The organism is Paenibacillus sp. FSL R5-0749, assembly GCF_038595085.1.
Taxonomy (GTDB): Bacteria; Bacillota; Bacilli; order Paenibacillales; family Paenibacillaceae; genus Paenibacillus.
The window spans coordinates 545,989-566,659 of the sequence record NZ_CP152005.1; the positions used below are offsets into that span (position 1 = coordinate 545,989).

The window sequence follows — 20,671 nt, forward strand, 5'->3', positions numbered from 1 at the left end:
TAGAGCGATGGCGAGCGCACATCCAGACGCTGGGCGAGTGCGGCCAGTGTCAGCGCCTGAAAGCCGTCGCTGTCAGCAAGCTGGGCGGCGGCGCTGAGCAGAGCGCCGCGATCCAGCCCTTGCCGGGGGCTCATAATTGCCCCCCGGCAAGACCGAACCGCTGCTGAGCATCAGCGGTTGCCGCGCGCATGGCGGCCGCGGGCTGGCGCAGCATCCGTCCGTGGCCTACAGCCAGTACGGACGGTTCCAGCTCCGCCAGGCGCTTCGCGCTGGCCAGAGCCGCTTCGCGGTTCCACGTCGCCAGCGCGGGGAACGGGAAGAGCGGGCGCATGCGGCCGGATACGGCAAGGCCGCCTTGCAGCTGGTACGCGTCGCCAGCAATAAGCACACGGCTGCGCGTATCCATGAAGGACATATGCCCCGGCGTATGTCCTGGTGAGGCAATGGCAGCCAGCGAACCAATCTGGTCACCATCATCCAGCAAGTGGTCTGGCTGGGTGCGTACTGCTTTGGGCTTGGGCACGCCGCCGCGTACCGGGGTTTGAGACTCACCGGGAAGAAGGGAAGTATCTCCCTCCAATAGCCGAACATCCCGTCTGGAGATGTAGACCTCGGCTTGGGGCAGTGCTTCTTTGAGAAGATCCAATGCACCAATATGATCGCTATGAGCATGAGTCAGAATGATCCTGGTAATGGGCTTACCAAGGGACTGGGCAGTTGCCAAGATGCCCTTAAGACTGAATGGTATTCCGGCATCAATCAGGGTTAATCCATCTTCCTCTTCAACCAGGTATACGTTCACAGGGAAGAGTCTCGGAAAAAACGTAATCTGAACGACATCAAATTCTCGGGTAATGCGCATCGAGGAATCCTCCTTAAAACTAATGATATTAGTATAATAACTAATGACATTAGTTTTGGCAATAGCCAGAGTTTACTTTGTTCTAAAAAATATTTTTTTAAATAATGAGTCACTTTACAAAAAAAGCGTTTTCAAAATGAAGATTACCGATTATAATAATCACGTAAGCCCTTTCATATGTCTATCTTATTGGAGCCCTTCGCCTAGCGAAAGGCTCACTTTTTTTGTTCTTTTTGGATTAAAACGCAGATGAGAACTTGATCCAAGCTTAATGGTGTGGATGAGCTGTAAGTATTGGTATAACAGGAAAAATCATATGTGATCCCCATCCTGGGTGAAAGTTGACAAACATAACTGTTATTCATATAATGACAGTTATACTTACCTTGGGTGAAGTTCATCGGTGTTGTAAGCCGGGAAGGGAGTAAGTAATGAACAGCGAATTTACCATAGCGGTGCATTGTCTTGTTTTTCTGTCGATGAGAGATGAGTGTATGGCCAATAGTGAAGATTTGTCCCAGAGTGTGGGTACACACCCGGCCAGAGTCCGTAAGGTACTAAGCGTTCTGCGCAAGCATGGTTACCTGACGACCAAGGAAGGTGCTCATGGTGGGTACTTGCTTAGCCGTGCAAGTGAAGAGATTAAGCTTGGTGAATTGTACAGACTGGTAGCCGGCGGTTCACTCGGTCCAAGCTGGTGTTCAGGAGAGTCCGGTTCATCGTGCGTGGTATCTTCCAATATGCAGGATGTGATGGGGAACATATATAACGGGGGCGAAGAGGCGCTAAGCGCTTATTTTGACCGTATATCCATTCAGGACGTAAAAGAACGTATAGGTCGTGGCGATGCATGTGACTTATCACTAGACGGATTGTCTGTAAAAGAGAAGTCCTGACAGATTCCATAATCAAAGGTCTTTCGAGATATGGCTTTGGTTTAGTCAGGCATGGTGGTAAGGTTCATATGGTCGACTGGTTATGGTATGGGCTTATGCTCCGGTGAAAGATCCATCGATGGTTTTAAAGCGATTCCGGGCATAACGTGAACACAGATGAGGAGAGAGCGTCTGCGCTGATGTTATTTTCGGAAGGCAATACTCGGTAGAGTTGACTTCAAGATCCTTTGCGAAAGTAGAAGAAAAACACAAAAAATAGATTCTGGGGAGTGGAACACATGTCAGGCATTGAAAAAAATGAAACACTTCGCGTCATTAGCGAACGCCATGCTGTCAAAAAGTACGAAAAAGGGTTTGTATTGCCTGAAGCTGATCTCAATGCGATTTTGACAGCAGCTGCGGAAGCACCATCTTCATGGAACCTGCAACACTGGAGATTCCTCGTCATTGAATCCGAAGCAGACAAAGCGAAATTGCTGCCAGTTGCTTACGGTCAAAGTCAAATCGTGGAAAGCTCAGTTACCATTGCTGTTCTCGGAGATTTGGAAGCGAACCGTAACACCGTAATCTACGATCAAGCTGTTGAAGCAGGCGCACTGACTGCTGAGGTTCGTGACGCATTGGTTGGACAGATCAACGGTGCTTACCAAAGCCCGCAAATCGCTCGCGATGAAGCGATCCGCAATGCATCCTTTGCTTCCCAAAATATCATGCTTGCTGCACGCTCCCTGGGTTACGATACTTGTCCAATCGGTGGATATAATCCACAAAAACTGATTGAAACCTTCAACATTCCTGCACGGTTTGTGCCAACGTTGCTGATCACTGTAGGTAAAGCAGCGCAGCCAGCTCGCCCGTCAGGACGTTTACCGTTGTCTGAGGTTGTTGTTAAAGGTTCTTTCTAAGTCAGAACTTTCTAAGTTATAAAGCTACAATCTGATGATCGCATCAGTGATATAGGTATAATACAAACAGCCGCGCTTTCCTGCTGAGGGAAGGTGCGGCTGTTTGGCATATGGGGGCTGTATGGAAAAGTCCACTCACGGTGACTCCACTTGAGCGGATTCACTACTCAAGTGAATTCGTGGTTTCCACCATGAAATGATTACTTTTCAGGTATTTCCGGGATTTGCGGTGCATGGAACGATTCCATGTATTCAATTGCGTTATACATCATCACTGCTGCTTCGGCACGAGTAATCGTTTGTTTCGGTTTGAAGTTGCCGTCGGCATCCAGTTCATTAATTTTGAGAACGAGTGAACGCTGAATGGCGCCTTGATACGCAGGGGTAAGTTCCTTTTCATCGGTAATGTCCACAGGTTTGATATTAATCATCGGCAGACCGCCTTTGGCCTCGATGCCTTGCATCAGGAACAGGGTGAATTGTTCACGAGTGAGTGGTTTGGACGGATCGATATCCTGTGACATCTGAATGCCATTATATTGGGCGCGGATAAATGCGTCACTATACCACACGCCATCTTTTACAGCAGAGAAGTAGTCACTTGGTACCGGCATTTTGATAAACCGAATCGTATCTAGATTCAGATTCAGTCCGTCCGCAATCAGTTGAATGCCCTGGGCGTTATTTAACTCCAGTTCAGGTTTGAACAAGCTGTCGCTCACACCTTTGATGAATCCATCCTGATGGAGAGATTCGATTTTGTCTGCTCCTGTGATACCTTGAATATCCGTGAATTGGGCCTGCGCAGCGTTGATCGGGCCTGCACTTAGAGACAGTGTGAGCAGAGCTCCCGCAGTTAATGTAGCCAGTATATTTTTTTTCATAATAGGTTCGCCTCACTTTTCCAGGGATGATCCCTTTATATAAAAGTTATTTGCCCCTATAGACGACCCTACTGTTCAAAAGGTTGCTGAAATTTTCCAATGGAGTAGATAACCATTCCAAAAGATTTTAGTTGAAAGCACTTGTGAAGCATACGGCACCTATCCTTTGGATTTATTTCGATAATCCGTGGGTGAACGTCCCATCATTTTGCTGAACAGACGGGAGAAGTAGTATGGGTCCTTGAATCCAAGCTCGGAACTGATCTGCTTCACAGTCCAATCGGTAAAATCCAGATAGCGGCAGGAATGCTGGATCTTGAGCCGCAGGAAATAATCGATAGGCGAATGCCCGGTCGCTTGCTTGAACAACTGTGAGTAATGAGGGACAGACAGCCGGGCATGTGCCGCCAGTTCCTTGAGGGTGATTCCGTTCTCCAGGTGCTCCAGCATGTATTGAACGGATTGTTCTGCCGCACGTTTGCTGCTCACAATCCCACCATCTGTTCCTGTCGTCTCCGGTCCATAAGCAAGCATACCAAGCATATAACCGATAATCTGGGAGGCATATGTCATCGTCTGCATGGAGTAACCCGTCTCTAGCGCGCCGTAACATTCATGGAACAGCTCGAGCCATTTTTGGGCCTTGGTCGGTGGCATCGTAGTAATATGATGGGTTAGCAATGGTTCTATGTAGGTTAAAGCGTGTTCCCCGCGCAGATGAATCCAGAAGATACTCCATGGTTCAGCTACGTTGGCACCATACACATGAGGAATATTTGCAGGCAATACGACAAGGTTTCCCGGGCGGACATCATATGTCTTGCTGCCCTCCATCGTATACCAACCTGTGCCTTGGGCACAGTACATCAGAATGTGTGATTCACAACCATCGGGACGGTCACGGTAATGATGTTCCGCTTCGTGAAAGTAACCGATATCGGTAACGTATAATCCGGACGTGGCCGGATAAGCTGCGGTTTCTTGCAGCAGTGAGTCTGGAAGCACCATGAGTTTTTGCATACGAAATCCGTCAGATTTACGCTGTAGGGGTGGTCTGTTGTTAGGTCTCATACTTTGTATTATGGTGAGCGGGGGTAAGGGAGTCAATGACAGATATGAGAGCGCTGAGCGGAGTTATTCTGAATATAGAAAGCCACGTTACAGGAAGTGAAGCAGTTGCCCGTGAATTGGGTAAGTACATCATAGTGGGAAGAATGAGACCAGAGAATATATAGGATAAGGGAGAGATTGAGATATGGAACCAGTCACAACTCAGGAAACACTTTTCTATACAGGTACGTATGCGTCAGCGGAAGAACCAGGAATATTTCTATGTGCGTTGAATACGGATACAGGAGAGATGCGAATCGTCAATCACATGGATGGTGTGAATAATCCGTCTTATCTGGCGCTATGCCCGGATGGCAACTGTCTGTATGTGGCGAGTGAGATGGACGAGGGAGAGGTGTTGGTGTATCGCAGAGATGCGGCTACGAGTGAACTGCACCTGATGGATCGAAAGCAGACCCGTGGAGCTTCTCCATGTTATGTGTCTGTCTCGAAGGATGGTCAGTGGGTGTTCTCATCCAACTATAGCAGCGGCAGTGTCAATGTATTTCCGGTAGGCGACCAGGGGACGCTTGGTGAGATGAGTGCATGGGTGGAGCACACGGGAAGTGGAATCAACGAAGATCGCCAGGAAGGGCCGCATGCACACTCCATTCAGCCAGATCCGTCCGGACAGTATGCTGTCGTATGTGACCTCGGTCTGGATCAGATCATTGTGTATCGGTTGGAAGAAGGACGTCTGGTAACCCATCGTGAGATGGATCAGCCACCAGGCGCAGGGCCAAGGCATCTTGTGTTCCATCCCAACTCGAAGTGGGCATATGTCATCAATGAATTAAACAACACGGTTACGGCATTCCTATACGATGAGCGCAGAGGGGAATTCACTACGGTGCAGCACATATCCACACTTCCAGAAGGGCATAAAGGCGAGGGTACCGCTGCGGACATCCGTGTATCTCCATGTGGACGTTTCCTGTATGCATCCAATCGGGGAGATGACAGCATCGTACTCTACCATATTGACCAAGAGAGCGGTGAGCTGGAAGCCGTAGAGTGGACGTCCACGATTGGGCAGACACCGCGTAACTTCAATATTTTGCCGGGTGGGATTCTGGTCGTGGCGAATCAGGATAGCAATAATCTCGTAGGTTTCCAGATCAGCGAAGAAGACGGACGTTTGACACATAACGGGTTCAAGCTGGAACTGCCTCGTCCGGTATGTGTTGCGCCTGTGGTATAAGTTGTAATTATATAAGTCGAAGGAGAAATCCTTCGGCTTTTTTATATGCCATCCATTTAATTACTAAATTAGACCTATAGATGGAATTATATGTTTAATTTAAAATAAATATATTAAAGCGCTTACACAAAAAATGGCGCTACAAGGGCAGCGGGCTTACCACTACAATTGGGGAGGCAATTGTTTATGGGAAAAGGATCATCATTGTGGAAGCGCACATTACGTACAGCCGGAGTATCCCTGCTGAGTTCCGCGTTACTGGTCACTTCGCTAGGCCTTGGCAACACGCCAGTAACACATGCAGCGGGTGCAAGACAGATGGAATATCTCGATCGCGGTGTGGTGGCTGTGAAGACGGGGACAGGTGTTTTTGTCAGTTGGCGGCTTCTGGGTACGGAAGGTTCGAATGTATCGTTTAACGTCTATCGGGACGGAACCAAGGTGAACGCTACACCCATAACGAACAGCACGAACCTTCAGGATGCAAGCGGGACAAGCAGTTCCAAATACACAGTTCGCGCTGTAGTCAGTGGAACGGAGCAGGCTGCTTCAGCGGCAGCAAGCGTATGGGGCAACAACTATCTATCTGTACCGCTCAGTGTACCCGCTGGTGGGACAACACCTGATGGAGTAGCCTACACTTACAGTGCCAACGATGCCAGTGCAGGTGACCTGGATGGTGATGGTGAGTATGAATTGATCGTGAAGTGGGATCCCTCCAACTCCAAGGATAACTCTCAGAGCGGTTATACCGGGGAAGTGTTTATCGATGCCTACAAATTGAATGGAACACGCCTCTGGCGAATTGGTTTGGGCAAAAATATCCGTGCCGGCGCTCACTACACCCAGTTCATGGTGTACGATCTCGACGGTGATGGCAAAGCCGAAGTTGCCATGAAAACAGCCGATGGCACCAAGGATGGCACTGGCGTGGTCATCGGGGATGCCAGCAAGGATTACCGCAATTCCAGCGGTTATGTATTATCTGGCCCCGAATTCCTGACGGTCTTCAATGGGCAGACTGGCAAAGCGCTCTCCACGGTGAACTACGAACCAGCTCGTGGCAATGTGTCCGACTGGGGAGATAACTATGGCAACCGGGTGGACCGATTCCTTGCTGCCATTGCTTATCTGGATGGGGAGCGCCCAAGCCTGGTCATGGCCCGTGGATACTACACCCGCACAGTACTGGTGGCGTATAACTGGCGGAATGGACAGCTGACCAAACAGTGGACATTTGATTCCAATACCTCGGGCAATTCGGGTTATGCCGGACAGGGCAATCACAATCTGAGTGTGGCGGACGTAGATGGAGATGGGAAAGACGAGATTGTCTATGGCGCCATGGCGGTGGATGATAACGGCAAAGGCTTATATACGACAGGGCTTCATCATGGCGATGCCATGCATCTGAGTGACTTGGACCCTGACCGCCCTGGACTTGAGGTGTTTCAGGTCCATGAGACACCGTCCAATGCCGGAGTGGAATTCCGTGATGCGGGTACAGGCCAATTAATCTGGGGAGTCAAAACAACGAAGGATATTGGACGCGGCATGGCAGCAGATATTGATCCAAGATATAAAGGTGCCGAAGTGTGGGCAGACGGCAGCCTGTACACAGCCAAAGGGCAGAAACTCGGGACAACCCTGCCTTCCTCCACGAATTTTGGGATCTGGTGGGATGGCGACCTGCTCCGTGAACTGTTGGACAGCAACCGAATCGACAAGTGGAATTATACCAACAGCACAACGATGAACCTGCTCACCGCATCCGGCGTTTCTTCCAACAACGGAACCAAGTCTACACCGAATCTGCAGGCCGATCTCTTCGGGGACTGGAGAGAGGAAGTCGTGTGGCGGACCAATGACAGCTCAGCACTGCGGATCTATACCACAACAGCAGTTACCGACAAACGCATCTACACGCTGATGCATGATCCGGTGTACCGTCTTGGCGTCGCTTGGCAAAATGTAGCCTATAATCAGCCGCCGCACACCGGCTTTTATCTGGGCGAAGGCATGAACCCACCACCGGTACCGAATATCCGGTATGCGGGCAGATGAGGAATGGACAAGGTGTGGCTGACCAACTCCGCACATGTTTATCGTAAACAGCGAAGCATGGGATTCGCTGAAGGGAACAACGGCCGATGGTTCGTTGTTCCTCTTTTTTTGCCAATGGTGCAGAAATCCGGTAAAAATCGGAAAAAACGTTTGACAGGTATATAGACTGCCTTTATTATACGTATATAACTTACTAAACAGGTAGGAATAATAAAACATGCAACCTGAACAGAATAACGTTCTCACCGTATAGACGGAGGAACACCGCAGCGCATCCTTTCCGGATGAAAGCATACACGGCCCAGGGCCGGCATGACTTTATGGGGAGAAGTGCGCGGGGGTTCCTCCGTCTTCTTGTTTTTTTACGGGGCGTTCGATCCTGTTCAGCCGGCCTGGGGTAGTCATGCAGATTGATATCGGGGGAGTGTTTTTGATGAAAAAGAGAATTCACAAGGGTATTCTGGTTGGTCTGGCACTGGTGTTAACAGGGGTACTGGCAGCATGCGGGTCGGATAGCGGCGGGTCCAGTGCAGCAGGAACATCAGGGGGAGCGGAAGGTGGCAAGGAAGGGACTAAGCCTATCGAACTGCTGAATGTTTCCTACGATCCAACACGGGAACTCTATGAGCAATATAACAAAGCGTTTGCGGCGCATTGGTTGAAAGAGAAGGGCCAGGAAGTGACGATCAAGCAATCCCACGGGGGATCGGGCAAACAGAGTCGTTCGGTTATCGACGGACTGGATGCAGACGTGGTGACACTGGCATTGGGATACGATATTGATGCGATTGAAGATAAAGGTCTGATTAACGAAGGTTGGCAGGACAAATACGAGCATAACAGCTCTCCGTATACCTCTACGATTGTATTCCTTGTACGTAAAGGCAATCCCAAAGGCATCAAGGACTGGGATGATCTGATCAAAGGGGATACCCAAGTCATCACCCCGAATCCCAAAACGTCCGGCGGGGCACGCTGGAATTATCTGGCGGCATGGGGGTATGCCCTTAAGCACAATAACAATGATGAAGAGAAAGCGAAGGAATTCGTTGGTGAATTGTTCAAACATGCGCCTGTGCTGGATTCGGGTGCTCGCGGATCTACGACAACGTTTGTTGAACGTGGCATTGGGGATGTGCTACTTGCCTGGGAGAATGAAGCTTTCCTATCGGTAAAAGAGCTGGGTCCGGACAAATTCGATATTGTCGTGCCTTCGGTTAGTATCTTAGCAGAACCCCCGGTTGCGATTGTGGACAAAAATGCAGACAAAAAAGGAAGCCGCGACGTGGCGGATGCCTACCTGAAATATTTGTACAGTGAAGAAGGACAGACGATTGCCGCTGAAAATTATTACCGCCCAACGCTGGACAGCGTGGAGGAAAAATTCAAAGATCAGTTCCCGGCGCTTGAACTGTTCACATTGAAAGATGTATTCGGTACATGGCGGGATACTCAGGCCAAACATTTCAATGATGGTGGTATCTTCGACCAGATCTATGTTCCAGGCAGCTAAGATTGCTTTGTTCATAGAAGACCCGATCAATCGCGCTGTAAGCGGCCAACCAGCCTTACCGGCTGAAGGCAGAGAGGATGAACGTACATGAGCAAGGTGATGTTGGCGAGGAGACGCACATTGCCGGGATTCGGATTAACGATGGGTTACAGTGTGCTCTACCTGAGCCTGGTTGTACTTATTCCATTGGCGGCGCTGTTGTTTAACTCAACAGGGCTGACGTGGGCAACCATGATTGAGGTTGCGACCAATCCCAGGGTATTTGCTTCCTTCCAGGTCAGCTTTCTGACCGCAGGTGCAGCGGCTCTGATTGATCTCGTGCTGGGGCTACTCCTGGCATGGGTGCTTGTTCGGTATGAATTTCCTGGCAAACGGCTCTTCGATGCGGTCATTGATCTGCCTTTTGCCTTGCCAACGGCGGTAGCGGGGGTTGCCCTCACAGCGATCTATGCCGGCAATGGCTGGATTGGACAGTTTGTAGAGCCTTTGGGCATTAAGCTCGCTTACTCCCAGGCTGGGATTACGCTGGCGCTGATGTTTATCGGCATTCCGTTCGTGGTTCGTACGGTGCAACCGGTATTGGAGGAGCTGGAGGCGGAGGTGGAAGAAGCGGCTGCCACACTGGGCGCAGGAAGATGGCGGATATTCCGTACGATTCTGCTGCCGGATCTGATCCCCCCGTTGTTAACGGGGTTTGCTCTGGCCTTTGCCCGGGGCATTGGTGAATACGGCTCTGTTGTATTTATTTCAGGTAATATGCCGATGAAAACGGAGATTGCCCCCTTGCTGATCATGGCCAAGCTGGAGCAGTTCGATTATGCAGGCGCTACAGCGGTAGCTTTGCTGCTGCTTCTGGTTTCTTTCATCCTGCTGCTGATCATTAATTCCTTGCAACGCTGGAGTCGGAAGGCGGGCAGGGCATGACGATGAAGCATGATGGAATAAGGATAGTTAAAGACGTCACTTACCCATACCAAAGGAGGTGCAGCATATGGCGGGTTCCGTTCCACTGAGTCCTGTTCCACCCGTACGAGCTGGCCGCGGAACCAACCGTGCAACAACGGAAGCTCCATGGGTCAAATGGTTGTTAATTGGACTGGCGAGTCTTGTACTCTTATGGCTGCTTATTCTGCCGCTGGTGATCGTGCTCATGGAGGCCCTGAAACAGGGCTGGGGCGTATACATTGCGGCTCTTACCGAGCCGGATGCCATGTCTGCACTGAAACTCACGTTATTGGTTGCGGCGATTACCGTGCCGCTGAATACGATATTTGGTGTGGCTGCTGCCTGGGTCATTACCAAGTTCCAGTTCAAAGGCAAGGGACTCATGATCACCCTGATTGATCTTCCCTTTTCGATCTCACCTGTGGTGGGCGGCTTGATCTTTGTGTTGGTCTTTGGTTCGAATGGGTGGTTTGGGCCATGGCTGTCCGAACATGATATCAAAATCATTTTTGCGCTGCCAGGCATCGTCATTGCAACGCTGTTTATTACGTTCCCCTTTGTAGCGAGGGAGTTAATTCCACTCATGGAGGACCAGGGAACCCGGGAAGAGGAAGCAGCGGTTACGCTAGGTGCTTCCGGGTGGCGAATCTTCTGGAGTGTAACCTTGCCCAACATCAAATGGGGGCTGCTGTACGGTATTATTCTGTGTAATGCCCGTGCCATGGGCGAGTTCGGAGCGGTATCTGTGGTGTCCGGACATATCCGCGGAGAGACCAATACGCTGCCGCTGCATGTGGAAATTTTGTATAACGAATATCAATTCTCGGCTTCATTTGCCGTAGCTTCCCTGCTCCTGATTTTGGCTCTCGCCACGTTGTTACTCAAGAGCTGGCTTGGACACAAAGCGGTTTCGGAAAAGTGATACAAAGCGGATCAATTATATATTATGGGATGAAGAAAATACAGATTGACAGCTACTGGAAGCCCTGATAATGTATAAACCAAGTATATAGGTTGGATAAGAATGATTTATAAATAAGTTGGATGAAAACGGACTTAGGAATATGGCGGGCAGCAGCCCGAGAAGAGGAGGCGGCTCTATGGCTAAGCCGTTAAAAGTGGATGAGGTATGGTTGGACCGAATTGCCGGACAACTGAATGACATGGAGTTTGGTTCTCTACACATCGTGGTGCACGAAGGTCAGATTGTACAGATGGAGCGGACCGAACGCAAGCGTTTTGAGAACACGCCCTCAGGCAACGCCTCCAAAACTGGAAGCACGGCACGAAGCAATTCAGCCCGTCCACTTCGCGGATCGAATGCGAGTGCGAAGGGATAGAGAGTGCGTTGCGTCAGGGAAGCAAGGATGGTAGTGTAGTGGCTTTTTGATGTGACGCTTCCCATATGTCCTCCTATTGCGTGCGACTTGTTTCCTTACGCGCCTTATACCATTGATTCGCTTCAAGCAGCACCTGTTGCCCACCTGCATCCATGAATTCTTCCACAAAGATATCGAAATACCCCACAGGCTGATCGCCGGTGATGATGGAGATATATGCTCTGTCTCTCATACGAATTAACTCCGATGAATATTGAATCAGGGCAGGGGTTGCAACCTCCAGGCGATTATAGATACCATTCTCGGTCAACCCTGCAGATGCAGCCCATTGTTCACGTTTGTCCGAGGGGGCACCTGGAACCATCATGCCAATACTTGAGCCGATCATATTCGTGTAATTCTCCATTCGGTTGTATGGGCGAAGCAAGTGGAACGATTTTGAATCTGCAGCACTCCAGTCCCAGTGCTTTCCTGGGAGGCCATACTCCATTTTGATCTGCTCGACCGGATCGGGGTTGGCACTTACATAATCAAGTATCTCCAAGATTTTCTCCAGTTTTCCCGGCTCGTTTGCAGCCTCAGCACCTATAGCAATAAAATTCATGAGCAGATTATTCCCTTTGGAACCGCTATGTCCATCAGGACCTATAACCGGTGAACCGAATACTATCCTGGCGGCTGCATTCTTCTGTAGTAGCTCACTGACGTTGAACGAGGGCTCCACCGGAGTTTCCTCGCCATTTTCATTGAGGACACTGTAATCTCCCGCTTGATTCCAATGATAGTAATTTCCCATCGACGTCATCCCGATTTTGCCATTAATAAAAGTGTGGGACAGATGTTTATAGCCGCCTTTATTCTCTCCCGTGATAAACTCAGGATCAATAATTCCATCCCGATACCATTTCTGTATATACTCCAAGGCTTGTTTCATCTCAGGCTCCAAAGCGCCGATCACGAGTTGGTTGTTTTTTTCATTAAAATAAAGTTGCTCGGTAAAAACAGATTGTCCAAAGGCGCCAAATACGACATTTAAGCCTTCTCTGGATAGCCCATACGTATCCTGTTTACCATTACCGTCCGGATCACCTTTGGCAAAAGCATACATGACCGTTTCAAATTCATCTAATGTTTTAGGAACGTCCAGACCCAGCTTCTTAAGCCAGTCCTCCCGGTATACGACAGGAGTCCGATAGATGTTGGTCTGATTGATGACCGGAATTCCATAGATGCTGCCATTTATTTTTCCGTACTCCAAATAACGTGAGTCATAATCACGAATTCGCTGTACAATATTGGGCGCATATTGTTCAAGTGCTTCAGGGGGAATCTCCGCTAACACGCCTTGCATTTGATACTTCAGCAGATCATGCGGTTGCCTGATCCGGAACAGATCCGGTATTTTTCCCTGAGCCAGCTCCAGGTCCAGCAGTTCCTCGTACCGCTTGTTCTCAAGGTTCCACACCTCCAGATCGATATCAAACCGATCCTCAATATAGGCAATCATCTCCGCGTCCTCAGGAACAGGGATATTCTGATGCATGGTCCAGGATATCGTATACTGTGGTACTGTATTCTTCTCAGCGCTTGCTAGATGGTCCTGCTGCACTTGTGCTGTTTCTCTCCCTAGAAAGGTACACCCACTCATCAATCCTATAAGAATAGATGCAGCAATCAATAGACATAACTTTCTTGAAAGGTTTATGTTCATAGCAGCTCCTTTCCTAATTTTAAATTCTATATAGGTTCAATCAAGGAATATTTACATGGACACTTCGATGACAGAACAACCTTCTTAAAATTCAACCTATATAGATTACTGCTCCATTAGACTGCGCATGAAGTTTTTTGGCGTACAGCCGTGAATTTCTTTGAACTTCTTAATGAAATAGGCAGGAGTACGGTAACCGACTGTGCTTGCGACCTGCTCAACCGTAATTTCACGCTGTGTCATGAGTTCCCGGGCGCGTTCCATTCGCTGATTTGTAACATATTCGGAATAGACAATCCCGGTTTCTTCTTTGAAGAGTTTACTGAGATATTTAGGGCTGATGAATACTTGCTCTGAGACATGATCCAGCGTGAGATCGCCCGACAAGTGCTCGTGAATATAGGCTTTGACCGCCGATATGGTATCCACACTCCGTACCTCGCTTCGTTTCTCCATGTGCATCACAAATTCAGTCACGAGATGAATCATCCATTCCGAATAGCGATTGATATTGTAGAACAATGAAAATTGCTTGTACAAATTCAATGAACTCGCCTCGGCAGGTTGCAGGCGCATCTGTTGAATACATTCAGCGTATATAGATACCGTTTTTAATAAGATGATACGACTGTATTCGGCTGAATAGGAGCCTTCCTTTATTATCGCTACCAATTCCTGAATGACCTGAACCGAACCTTGCATATCCCGAGTCTGCAATTTTTTCTCGAAGTTAATGAGATATGATTCCGGAATCTCCAGACCGCTGGCTTCCCTGTTCAGCAGATCAAGATCCTGAATGGCGGACTGATCGGGAAAGAAGTAGCTGTATCGAATCAAGGCATTCGCCTGATGATAGCTTGTGTGAATCATCGTGAAGTGCTCTACCCAGCCGCCTAACGAAAGTACAAATTCAAGGCCAAATCTGCTTCTTGCCTCCGTGTGAATAAAGTTAATAATGTGATCAGAGAGAGGTTCCTCGGATTGATTGGTACAGATGATTACACCGATTTTGTGATCCTGCAATTCCTCTGCGAGCAGCTTTGTTTCTTCCATGTCTGCCATCTCAAGTTGCTGAATCATCGTGTACAACGTATGCTGCAACTGTCGTGGCTGTAGATCTTTCCACTTCTCATTGACGGGGTCAATGACGATGCAGCGGAAGCGGGAGTAATCCATTGAAATATGCACAGATTGCAGTTGCTCTGTCAGCTCTTCCGGTGTAAATCGGTTATTCAACATGTTCAGCATGATACTATGCTTAATCATCTTATGATTGGCCTGCAAGGTTTCTTCAAGACTATCAACTTTATTGGACAGACTGTTAAACGTTGTATCGATGAACCGGTATTCGTCCTGCTTGAGGCTGGTTGGGCTATCCATCCGGCTCCTGATGTTATTCAGGATTTGTTTTAGTGGACTATAGTTGGCCCTGGTGAAGATGGACGACATCGCGATCCCAACCGCTACAGCCAATAAGCCTAGTAGAACTGAAATTTCCTTCAAGCTATCCAGCTTATAGTAGAAGCTCTCATTAGGCGTGGTCGTATAGATTCGCCATGCATTTCCTTTAAATTGATCTTGCGTAACGACAGAAGAGTCATGGTTAAATACAGGCGCGAAGTTCTCATCTGAAGAATGAAGAGAGAGCAGTGACTGAGTCAGATTCTCTTCCGTTGCACTGCCTATTAACGTTTTGTCTGCGGCAGAGATGACAGTTCCATCCTGATCGATAATTAATGTATTCGCATAATCAGCAGGGAGCATATTTTTAATGATCTGACTGATTGCTGACTCTTTGATATCAATCGCAATCATGACCTTGCTGTCTTTTCCAGAAGATTGAAACGGGTAACTGTGGACATAGGAAATGATAGGGCTCATGTTGCTCTGTCCCCGCGATTCGATATATGCATCCTGAGGAACCATGCGAGTCTGCATCCATAAGGAGCTTTCTTCGGTTTCTTTCATCGCAGCAATCCATTCCGTCGTATGATCCGCACTTGAAGGCGTGTCCCCATAGAGCATCAGCCCATATATAGATGAGACAACGAAGTGGTTCTTAGCATCGTACACATGAATAGCTTCAATGAGATCGGAATAATTTTGCACCATATTTATGAGGGACTGTTCGATGTCCAAAATTTTGCTGTGGTTTCCTTTTAAGCTATCCAAATTGATATTTGCAGCGTTACCGAGTACCAGGGACAGGTAGACCTGATTCACCTTCTGGATTACGGAGCTCTCAATAGTATTAACCGTGCTTTTCAGCGACAATTGATTATTGATTCGGATCTCTTTGCTGTATTGATGGGAGAAGAAGAGATAGAAAATGGAGCCGAAAAGAAGCGCAATGACAAGAACGACAGCGAGGTAGGAAAGAACCATCTTGGATCTCACAGACTGAAATGGCGTACGCATCCTTTTTCCCCCTTCAATTCCTCATTTCTAGACAACTTCATCATTATATAGCAGGCCGAGGACGAGAAATCATGTTGACCGAAATTTAACAAACGTCTTGCTCATATTTTACACCAATTTAATAAAGCGTTTACATAAAAAGATATCTTAATTAACGAAACTAGTATTTCTTCTGTTTTTTGGGGGTGGAAATCATCGGAACGTACGATTTTGATATAAAACGGAATATGTTCTATAGATGCGAAATGCTCCCTAATGCTACATTAACGGCAGATCAGACATCTGGATAGAGACTTTCGTCCTCATATGCTGACGCAGAAGTGAAAATGAATTTACGATTAGGGGAGCGTGTATTAGTAAGCCATGAGAAAACCACTTAAAAAGTCACTGGCACTACTTCTAATGTTGTCTATGGTAGGTCCGACGTTTGCAGAGAAGAGTTTTGCAGCCGATCAGAAGATTCAGTTCTCCGATATTAAGGGACACTGGGCGGAAGCAAATATTCAAGCATGGGGCGATGAAGGATTAATTCGGGGCTACCTGGATCGTTCATTCAAACCGAACACGTATATTACCAGAGCAGAATTTATGAATTTGGTAAATGGAGCGTTTGGATATTCCGGACAAGCTGAAGTTACCTTTAACGATGTGTCGGAGAGTGCGTGGTATTACGAAGCAGTTTCGATCGCAAATGCGAATGGATATATAGATGGATATGCGGATGGCACCATGAAGCCGCAAGATCCGATTACACGTCAGGAAGCAGCTAAAGTCATTGCTGGTATTCTAAATTTGGAGTCGAATGAAACAGCAGCAAATGTCTTTAGCGATTCATCTTCTATTGCGGCATGGAGCAAGGGGGCTGTAGGTGGAACTGCTGCAGCGAAAATTATTGCCGGATATGCAGATGGAAGCTTCAAACCGCTTGATTCCATTACTCGTGCCGAAGCCGTGTCAGCACTCGTTAAGGCGGTAGAAGCAGATGCGACTACGGCTGCCAAACCAGCTAAGCCAAAAGGAACGGCAGCCGTACTGAATGTTAATCCTCCAGCAGATGAAGCCCGGTTGTCCGCCGTGAAGGACGGAGCCAATGCTGGAGACGACACCTTGAAAAATATTGCGGAAACCAATCCGTTTATTGATATTTTGGACGGTTTTGATCAAGTATGGTCCATGAATCAAGCAGATTGGAGAGACGGAACAGCGGCAACCAAAATTGGGGCTGATGGGAAGAATGCAAAGTATGGAGATGGACCGTCCCCCTATTATGACGGCTTTAAGAATGATCCAACCGTACCCGTCGCTGATCAGAAAACATATGCAAATGAAGAGATCCGAAACAAAGCGACTTGGGAAGCCAATATCAGATATGTAGAGAAGGTCACACAAAACCGCACGGATGAGGAGGCTTTGGCAGCCTATTATGATGATCAAAGGGATAAGATTTATAGTGTGATGGAGGGCTTTGGTCCGTTGGCTAACACGTATGTAGATATCATCAAGCCAAAGACAAACGTTGAACGAACGGTGGACGATATGAATAAGGTGTTGACCGAAGAAACGGTGGAAGATGAAAGCCAAGGTATTGGAGATTGGGATGCAAAAACGGAGCTTTCAGACCTGGTTAATTTGGTTGATCTGGTTCGATTCAAAATTCCTGCCTCATCTAATCCCTCTAAATATTTCTACTCTTCCCCAAGACCGTGGAGAATGAATTCCAATGGAGAAGTGAAAGAGGTTGTCGATAGCAAAGGTCTGCCTGTATGGGAAACCATGGGCGAAGGTGAGAAAAAAGAAGTACCTCTGGCTTCAGGCGGCACCAAATCAACCGGAGAAAAACATTACCAGCAATACGAAACTAACGTTAAGCTTATTCCTGCCTTAACTTATGTCAAACGAATTGCTGAGGATGGAAGAGGAAAAGATGGCGGATTCCCGAGCGGACATACCAGTGCAGCTTACTTATCCGTATTTCCTTTGGCATACGCTACGCCAGAACGATTCGCTGAATTGTTAACGAGAGCAGCTCAGTTGGGAGAGAATCGAGTCGTAACGGGGATGCACTCACCGCTTGATGTTATAGGCGGAAGAATACAATCCACAGCCATGGCGGCATATGCACTTAATAAGGCTGAGAACAAAGATGTGTTAGAGAAAGGCTATGAGAATGCAGGTGAAGTATTTGGAGCTGCAGCCAAGGAAAAAAATATGAGTCTGTATGAATATGCACACACCGTAACAGAGGATTACACATTTAAGAGTGCTTATGATGTACACAAATGGGAAGATTATGATGCCAATAAAGCCTTCTATAGAGAGAAGATGACATATGGTCTACCACAAACAGGAACTAAAGGTTTGGCTCCCGTTGTACCGCAAGGAGCAGAAGCGCTGTTGGAAACACGTCAACCGTATTTAACAGATGAGCAGCGTAGACAAGTATTGTATACAACATCCATTGACTCTGGATATCCTGTACTGGATGAATCCAAGGGCTGGGGTAGAATTGATCTGGTCACGGCTGCGGATGGATACGGTGCATTCTTAAACAATGTAACTGTGGATATGGATGCTTCCAAAGGACGATTTAATGCAGAAGACTGGTGGAGAAATGATATCACCGGCAGTGGAATGCTCACGAAAAAGGGAACAGGAACACTTACACTAACAGGAAAAAATAGCTACACAGGCGGAACCTTACTGCAAGCAGGAACACTGGTAGCTGAATCTGCAACGGCTTTTGGTACAGGTGATCTGTATGTAGAGAATGGAACGGTTGTTGTGAATGTGGATGGAGCATTAAACTTGAATAGAAACTTCACCATGGATAAGGGCACGCTGGAATTGGTTGTCGCTAATGGCAACAGTCAACTGAATGTCGGCAGAAAGCTCTACATTGATGGAGGAAGCCTGAATCTGGACTTGTCCAACCATAAGATTGAAGGCTCCAAAGATATTACGTTAATCACCGCGAATGGAATTACAGGTGAATTCGACAGTGTAACGGCAGATGGTTATAACGTTACGGTCACCTATGAAAAAGGACGTATCATTGCACATGTTGCAGCCAAATAAGCAAAGTAATTAGTGCTAGCGTTCAATTCTTCGCAAGACAAAATTAGTAATATAGAAAAGGGCTGAAACTACAACGTAGCTTCAGCCCTTTTTGCGTACAGACTTGCAGAATGAAGATCGTGACGTCAAACCTACTGAAAGCCAAGGCGTACATGATCGGCTTTTTTAGCGTTTTTGTCGATAGATTTTGGGAAATAACGTGTCTGATGTTCCTTAGAAAATCGGCTGAATGCGTTAGTTATTCGTCGGTATTGGGAACTGATTTACGACGTGTATTCACTTCCATCTCCGTAGAGGGTTGCTTCGTTGGTTCCAGCTCCGTATGCCCTGCATAAGGGCGATCACTGCGAGAGCGTGTTCCGGTCAGACTGAAGCCTGAAGTGAACAAGATTAACTGTAATGCAAGAGCGTAGGGCGCAGCAACAATTCCAATCAGGTGGAGTAAGGAGCACAGCGCGATCACCAAGGAGAGTAATTTGAATACTGTACGTGGCTTATCCCGACGTGGGCTGGCCCAGAGCAGGTAACCATATATGATGGTGATCATTAGGGAAACTGCGCGAATCCATGGCAATATGCTCTCCCATGAGTCTACAGGCACATCCAACATCCGTTGACCTAATACCAGATCTGTAACCAGAAACCCTGTAGCCGCTAATGCGGCTGGTTCGGCTACCGGCCGAAGGATGGTCCAGACCGCTGTGCCCCAATGATCTGCATGTGTATCCCGGCTGAGTTCATCTGATAATACGGTGCATTCTCGTTCCAGTGCTCTGTGCATAAGGCCGAGTTTGGCAGGGTCATGTTCCTTGATACAGTCACGAATCTGATCCTGTAGTTGAGGGGATAGGTAAGATGCGGCTTTGCAGGCTAACATTGCTGTGATCAGATCGTTATGTTCGGGTTCCGATGGTTCATAATTCCGATTTTCCTGGATGGTAAGTTGTCCCAAGAGGGCTGTACTTATGTATAATGTATCTCGTATCCTTCGCATTCGCCTTTCGTGGCTGCGGCGAACTTCAGTGGCAGACCATATGTATATCCCCAGAAGCACAGCCATGACGCCAAGCAGCACAGCCACAGCACCTGGGCGCGATGTTAGATCTTCAATCCCACGTTGAAACACACTTGTTCCTCCTTTGCAGCAACTTCACGTATCATGAAACACGCTTCACGTAAGCTTTCTCTCACTATTACACAGGAAGTAGATGAATTCAAGCAGAAAGGGGCACAATTCATGGATCATGTGAATATTGAACACACACCACCCGCAGCTGGGGAGTATCTTTCCCTGCGACAGATTGCCGGCCTTAGTCCGATGAGCAGGGAAGGGGCGGAGATTGGACTACCGAATAGCCTGTTTGCCGTATGTCTGCGTGAAGAGGATATGCTGGTAGGTATGGGGCGAGTGATTGGAGATGGAGGTTGCTTTTTTCAGGTCGTCGATATTGCTGTACACCCGGATCTTCAGGGAATGGGTTATGGAAAACTGATCATGAGCGAGATCATGAATTATCTGCGTGACGTTGTGCCTGCTCGAGGTTTGGTCAGTTTGCTGGCGGATGTTCCTGCGGATCGCCTGTATGCTCAGTTTGGATTTGAGTATACCAGTCCGAAATCGGAGGGTATGTGGTGGAGACAGGGAGAGTAGCGAACTAATTAAATAACCTATTCAGCGAACCTTTGGATATCCAAAGGTTTTTTTGCTTTACAACCATTTATTTACAGGTATAATGTAAATAATAAC

General features: G+C 47.8%; 16 protein-coding genes and 1 pseudogene. 10 read left to right on the forward strand and 7 right to left on the reverse strand.

Going from position 1 to position 20,671, the window contains the following annotated elements:
• Nucleotides 1-5: 5 nt before the first annotated feature.
• Together MKY85_RS02590 and MKY85_RS02595 are read right to left on the reverse strand one after the other, a co-directional pair.
• Nucleotides 6-134 (reverse strand): annotated as a pseudogene (locus MKY85_RS02590) (TetR family transcriptional regulator); the annotation flags it as partial.
• Entirely contained in the window at nucleotides 131-862 is a 732-nt protein-coding gene (locus MKY85_RS02595; protein WP_339239287.1) for an MBL fold metallo-hydrolase, read from the reverse strand. The gene MKY85_RS02595 and the pseudogene MKY85_RS02590, both read right to left, overlap by 4 nt.
• A 431-nt stretch (nucleotides 863-1,293) precedes the next feature.
• On the opposite strand from MKY85_RS02595, the gene MKY85_RS02600 reads away from it, so the two are divergent.
• Entirely contained in the window at nucleotides 1,294-1,758 is a 465-nt protein-coding gene (locus MKY85_RS02600; protein WP_339239288.1) for an Rrf2 family transcriptional regulator, read from the forward strand.
• Between the two features lie 278 nt (nucleotides 1,759-2,036).
• Nucleotides 2,037-2,663 carry a nitroreductase family protein gene (locus MKY85_RS02605; RefSeq protein ID WP_339239289.1) on the forward strand — a complete coding sequence of 209 codons (627 nt, stop codon included), beginning with the start codon at nucleotides 2,037-2,039 and terminating at the stop codon, nucleotides 2,661-2,663.
• 200 nt (nucleotides 2,664-2,863) lie between these two features.
• On the opposite strand, the gene MKY85_RS02610 is transcribed toward MKY85_RS02605, so the two are convergent.
• Nucleotides 2,864-3,547 carry an S-layer homology domain-containing protein gene (locus tag MKY85_RS02610; RefSeq protein ID WP_339239290.1) on the reverse strand — a complete coding sequence of 228 codons (684 nt, stop codon included), beginning with the start codon at nucleotides 3,545-3,547 and terminating at the stop codon, nucleotides 2,864-2,866.
• 159 nt (nucleotides 3,548-3,706) lie between these two features.
• Nucleotides 3,707-4,567 (reverse strand): AraC family transcriptional regulator, encoded by an 861-nt coding sequence (locus MKY85_RS02615; protein ID WP_342571707.1) that lies wholly within the window; start codon nucleotides 4,565-4,567, stop codon nucleotides 3,707-3,709.
• Nucleotides 4,568-4,802: 235 nt separating this feature from the next.
• On the opposite strand from MKY85_RS02615, the gene MKY85_RS02620 reads away from it, so the two are divergent.
• The 6 genes from MKY85_RS02620 (at nucleotide 4,803) to MKY85_RS02645 (ending at nucleotide 11,720) form a co-directional block, all read left to right on the forward strand.
• Entirely contained in the window at nucleotides 4,803-5,858 is a 1,056-nt protein-coding gene (locus tag MKY85_RS02620; RefSeq protein ID WP_342571708.1) for a lactonase family protein, read from the forward strand.
• A gap of 186 nt (nucleotides 5,859-6,044) precedes the next feature.
• Complete coding sequence (locus MKY85_RS02625) at nucleotides 6,045-7,922, forward strand: rhamnogalacturonan lyase (protein WP_342571709.1); 1,878 nt, start codon at nucleotides 6,045-6,047, stop codon at nucleotides 7,920-7,922.
• A gap of 433 nt (nucleotides 7,923-8,355) precedes the next feature.
• Nucleotides 8,356-9,435 carry a sulfate ABC transporter substrate-binding protein gene (locus tag MKY85_RS02630; protein WP_339258586.1) on the forward strand — a complete coding sequence of 360 codons (1,080 nt, stop codon included), beginning with the start codon at nucleotides 8,356-8,358 and terminating at the stop codon, nucleotides 9,433-9,435.
• A gap of 87 nt (nucleotides 9,436-9,522) precedes the next feature.
• Nucleotides 9,523-10,359: a sulfate ABC transporter permease subunit CysT gene (gene cysT, locus MKY85_RS02635; protein ID WP_342571710.1), complete on the forward strand. Its 837-nt coding sequence runs from the start codon at nucleotides 9,523-9,525 to the stop codon at nucleotides 10,357-10,359.
• A gap of 67 nt (nucleotides 10,360-10,426) precedes the next feature.
• Nucleotides 10,427-11,302 carry a sulfate ABC transporter permease subunit CysW gene (cysW, locus tag MKY85_RS02640; RefSeq protein WP_105601479.1) on the forward strand — a complete coding sequence of 292 codons (876 nt, stop codon included), beginning with the start codon at nucleotides 10,427-10,429 and terminating at the stop codon, nucleotides 11,300-11,302.
• A 178-nt stretch (nucleotides 11,303-11,480) separates the two neighbouring features.
• On the forward strand, nucleotides 11,481-11,720 hold the full coding sequence (locus MKY85_RS02645) for a YezD family protein (protein WP_342571711.1): 240 nt from the start codon (nucleotides 11,481-11,483) through the stop codon (nucleotides 11,718-11,720).
• Between the two features lie 73 nt (nucleotides 11,721-11,793).
• On the opposite strand, the gene MKY85_RS02650 is transcribed toward MKY85_RS02645, so the two are convergent.
• On the reverse strand, nucleotides 11,794-13,329 hold the full coding sequence (locus tag MKY85_RS02650; RefSeq protein ID WP_342571712.1) for an extracellular solute-binding protein: 1,536 nt from the start codon (nucleotides 13,327-13,329) through the stop codon (nucleotides 11,794-11,796).
• 207 nt (nucleotides 13,330-13,536) lie between these two features.
• Complete coding sequence (locus MKY85_RS02655) at nucleotides 13,537-15,849, reverse strand: AraC family transcriptional regulator (protein ID WP_342571713.1); 2,313 nt, start codon at nucleotides 15,847-15,849, stop codon at nucleotides 13,537-13,539.
• Between the two features lie 363 nt (nucleotides 15,850-16,212).
• Here MKY85_RS02655 and MKY85_RS02660 point away from each other — a divergent pair, with 363 nt between their 5' ends.
• Nucleotides 16,213-18,924 carry an S-layer homology domain-containing protein gene (locus tag MKY85_RS02660; protein WP_342571714.1) on the forward strand — a complete coding sequence of 904 codons (2,712 nt, stop codon included), beginning with the start codon at nucleotides 16,213-16,215 and terminating at the stop codon, nucleotides 18,922-18,924.
• A gap of 238 nt (nucleotides 18,925-19,162) precedes the next feature.
• On the opposite strand, the gene MKY85_RS02665 is transcribed toward MKY85_RS02660, so the two are convergent.
• Nucleotides 19,163-20,050 (reverse strand): hypothetical protein, encoded by an 888-nt coding sequence (locus MKY85_RS02665; RefSeq protein ID WP_342571715.1) that lies wholly within the window; start codon nucleotides 20,048-20,050, stop codon nucleotides 19,163-19,165.
• A gap of 111 nt (nucleotides 20,051-20,161) precedes the next feature.
• On the opposite strand from MKY85_RS02665, the gene MKY85_RS02670 reads away from it, so the two are divergent.
• Nucleotides 20,162-20,575, forward strand: a complete 414-nt coding sequence (locus MKY85_RS02670) for a GNAT family N-acetyltransferase (protein WP_339239304.1) — start codon at nucleotides 20,162-20,164, stop codon at nucleotides 20,573-20,575.
• Nucleotides 20,576-20,671: the final 96 nt, after the last annotated feature.

Coding starts and splice junctions, on each gene's coding strand:
- MKY85_RS02595 (WP_339239287.1), bottom strand. CDS start 862: ATGCGCATTACCCGAGAATTTGATGTCGTTCAGATTACGTTTTTTCCG.
- MKY85_RS02600 (WP_339239288.1), top strand. CDS start 1,294: ATGAACAGCGAATTTACCATAGCGGTGCATTGTCTTGTTTTTCTGTCG.
- MKY85_RS02605 (WP_339239289.1), top strand. CDS start 2,037: ATGTCAGGCATTGAAAAAAATGAAACACTTCGCGTCATTAGCGAACGC.
- MKY85_RS02610 (WP_339239290.1), bottom strand. CDS start 3,547: ATGAAAAAAAATATACTGGCTACATTAACTGCGGGAGCTCTGCTCACA.
- MKY85_RS02615 (WP_342571707.1), bottom strand. CDS start 4,567: ATGCAAAAACTCATGGTGCTTCCAGACTCACTGCTGCAAGAAACCGCA.
- MKY85_RS02620 (WP_342571708.1), top strand. CDS start 4,803: ATGGAACCAGTCACAACTCAGGAAACACTTTTCTATACAGGTACGTAT.
- MKY85_RS02625 (WP_342571709.1), top strand. CDS start 6,045: ATGGGAAAAGGATCATCATTGTGGAAGCGCACATTACGTACAGCCGGA.
- MKY85_RS02630 (WP_339258586.1), top strand. CDS start 8,356: ATGAAAAAGAGAATTCACAAGGGTATTCTGGTTGGTCTGGCACTGGTG.
- cysT (WP_342571710.1), top strand. CDS start 9,523: ATGAGCAAGGTGATGTTGGCGAGGAGACGCACATTGCCGGGATTCGGA.
- cysW (WP_105601479.1), top strand. CDS start 10,427: ATGGCGGGTTCCGTTCCACTGAGTCCTGTTCCACCCGTACGAGCTGGC.
- MKY85_RS02645 (WP_342571711.1), top strand. CDS start 11,481: ATGGCTAAGCCGTTAAAAGTGGATGAGGTATGGTTGGACCGAATTGCC.
- MKY85_RS02655 (WP_342571713.1), bottom strand. CDS start 15,849: ATGCGTACGCCATTTCAGTCTGTGAGATCCAAGATGGTTCTTTCCTAC.
- MKY85_RS02660 (WP_342571714.1), top strand. CDS start 16,213: ATGAGAAAACCACTTAAAAAGTCACTGGCACTACTTCTAATGTTGTCT.
- MKY85_RS02670 (WP_339239304.1), top strand. CDS start 20,162: ATGGATCATGTGAATATTGAACACACACCACCCGCAGCTGGGGAGTAT.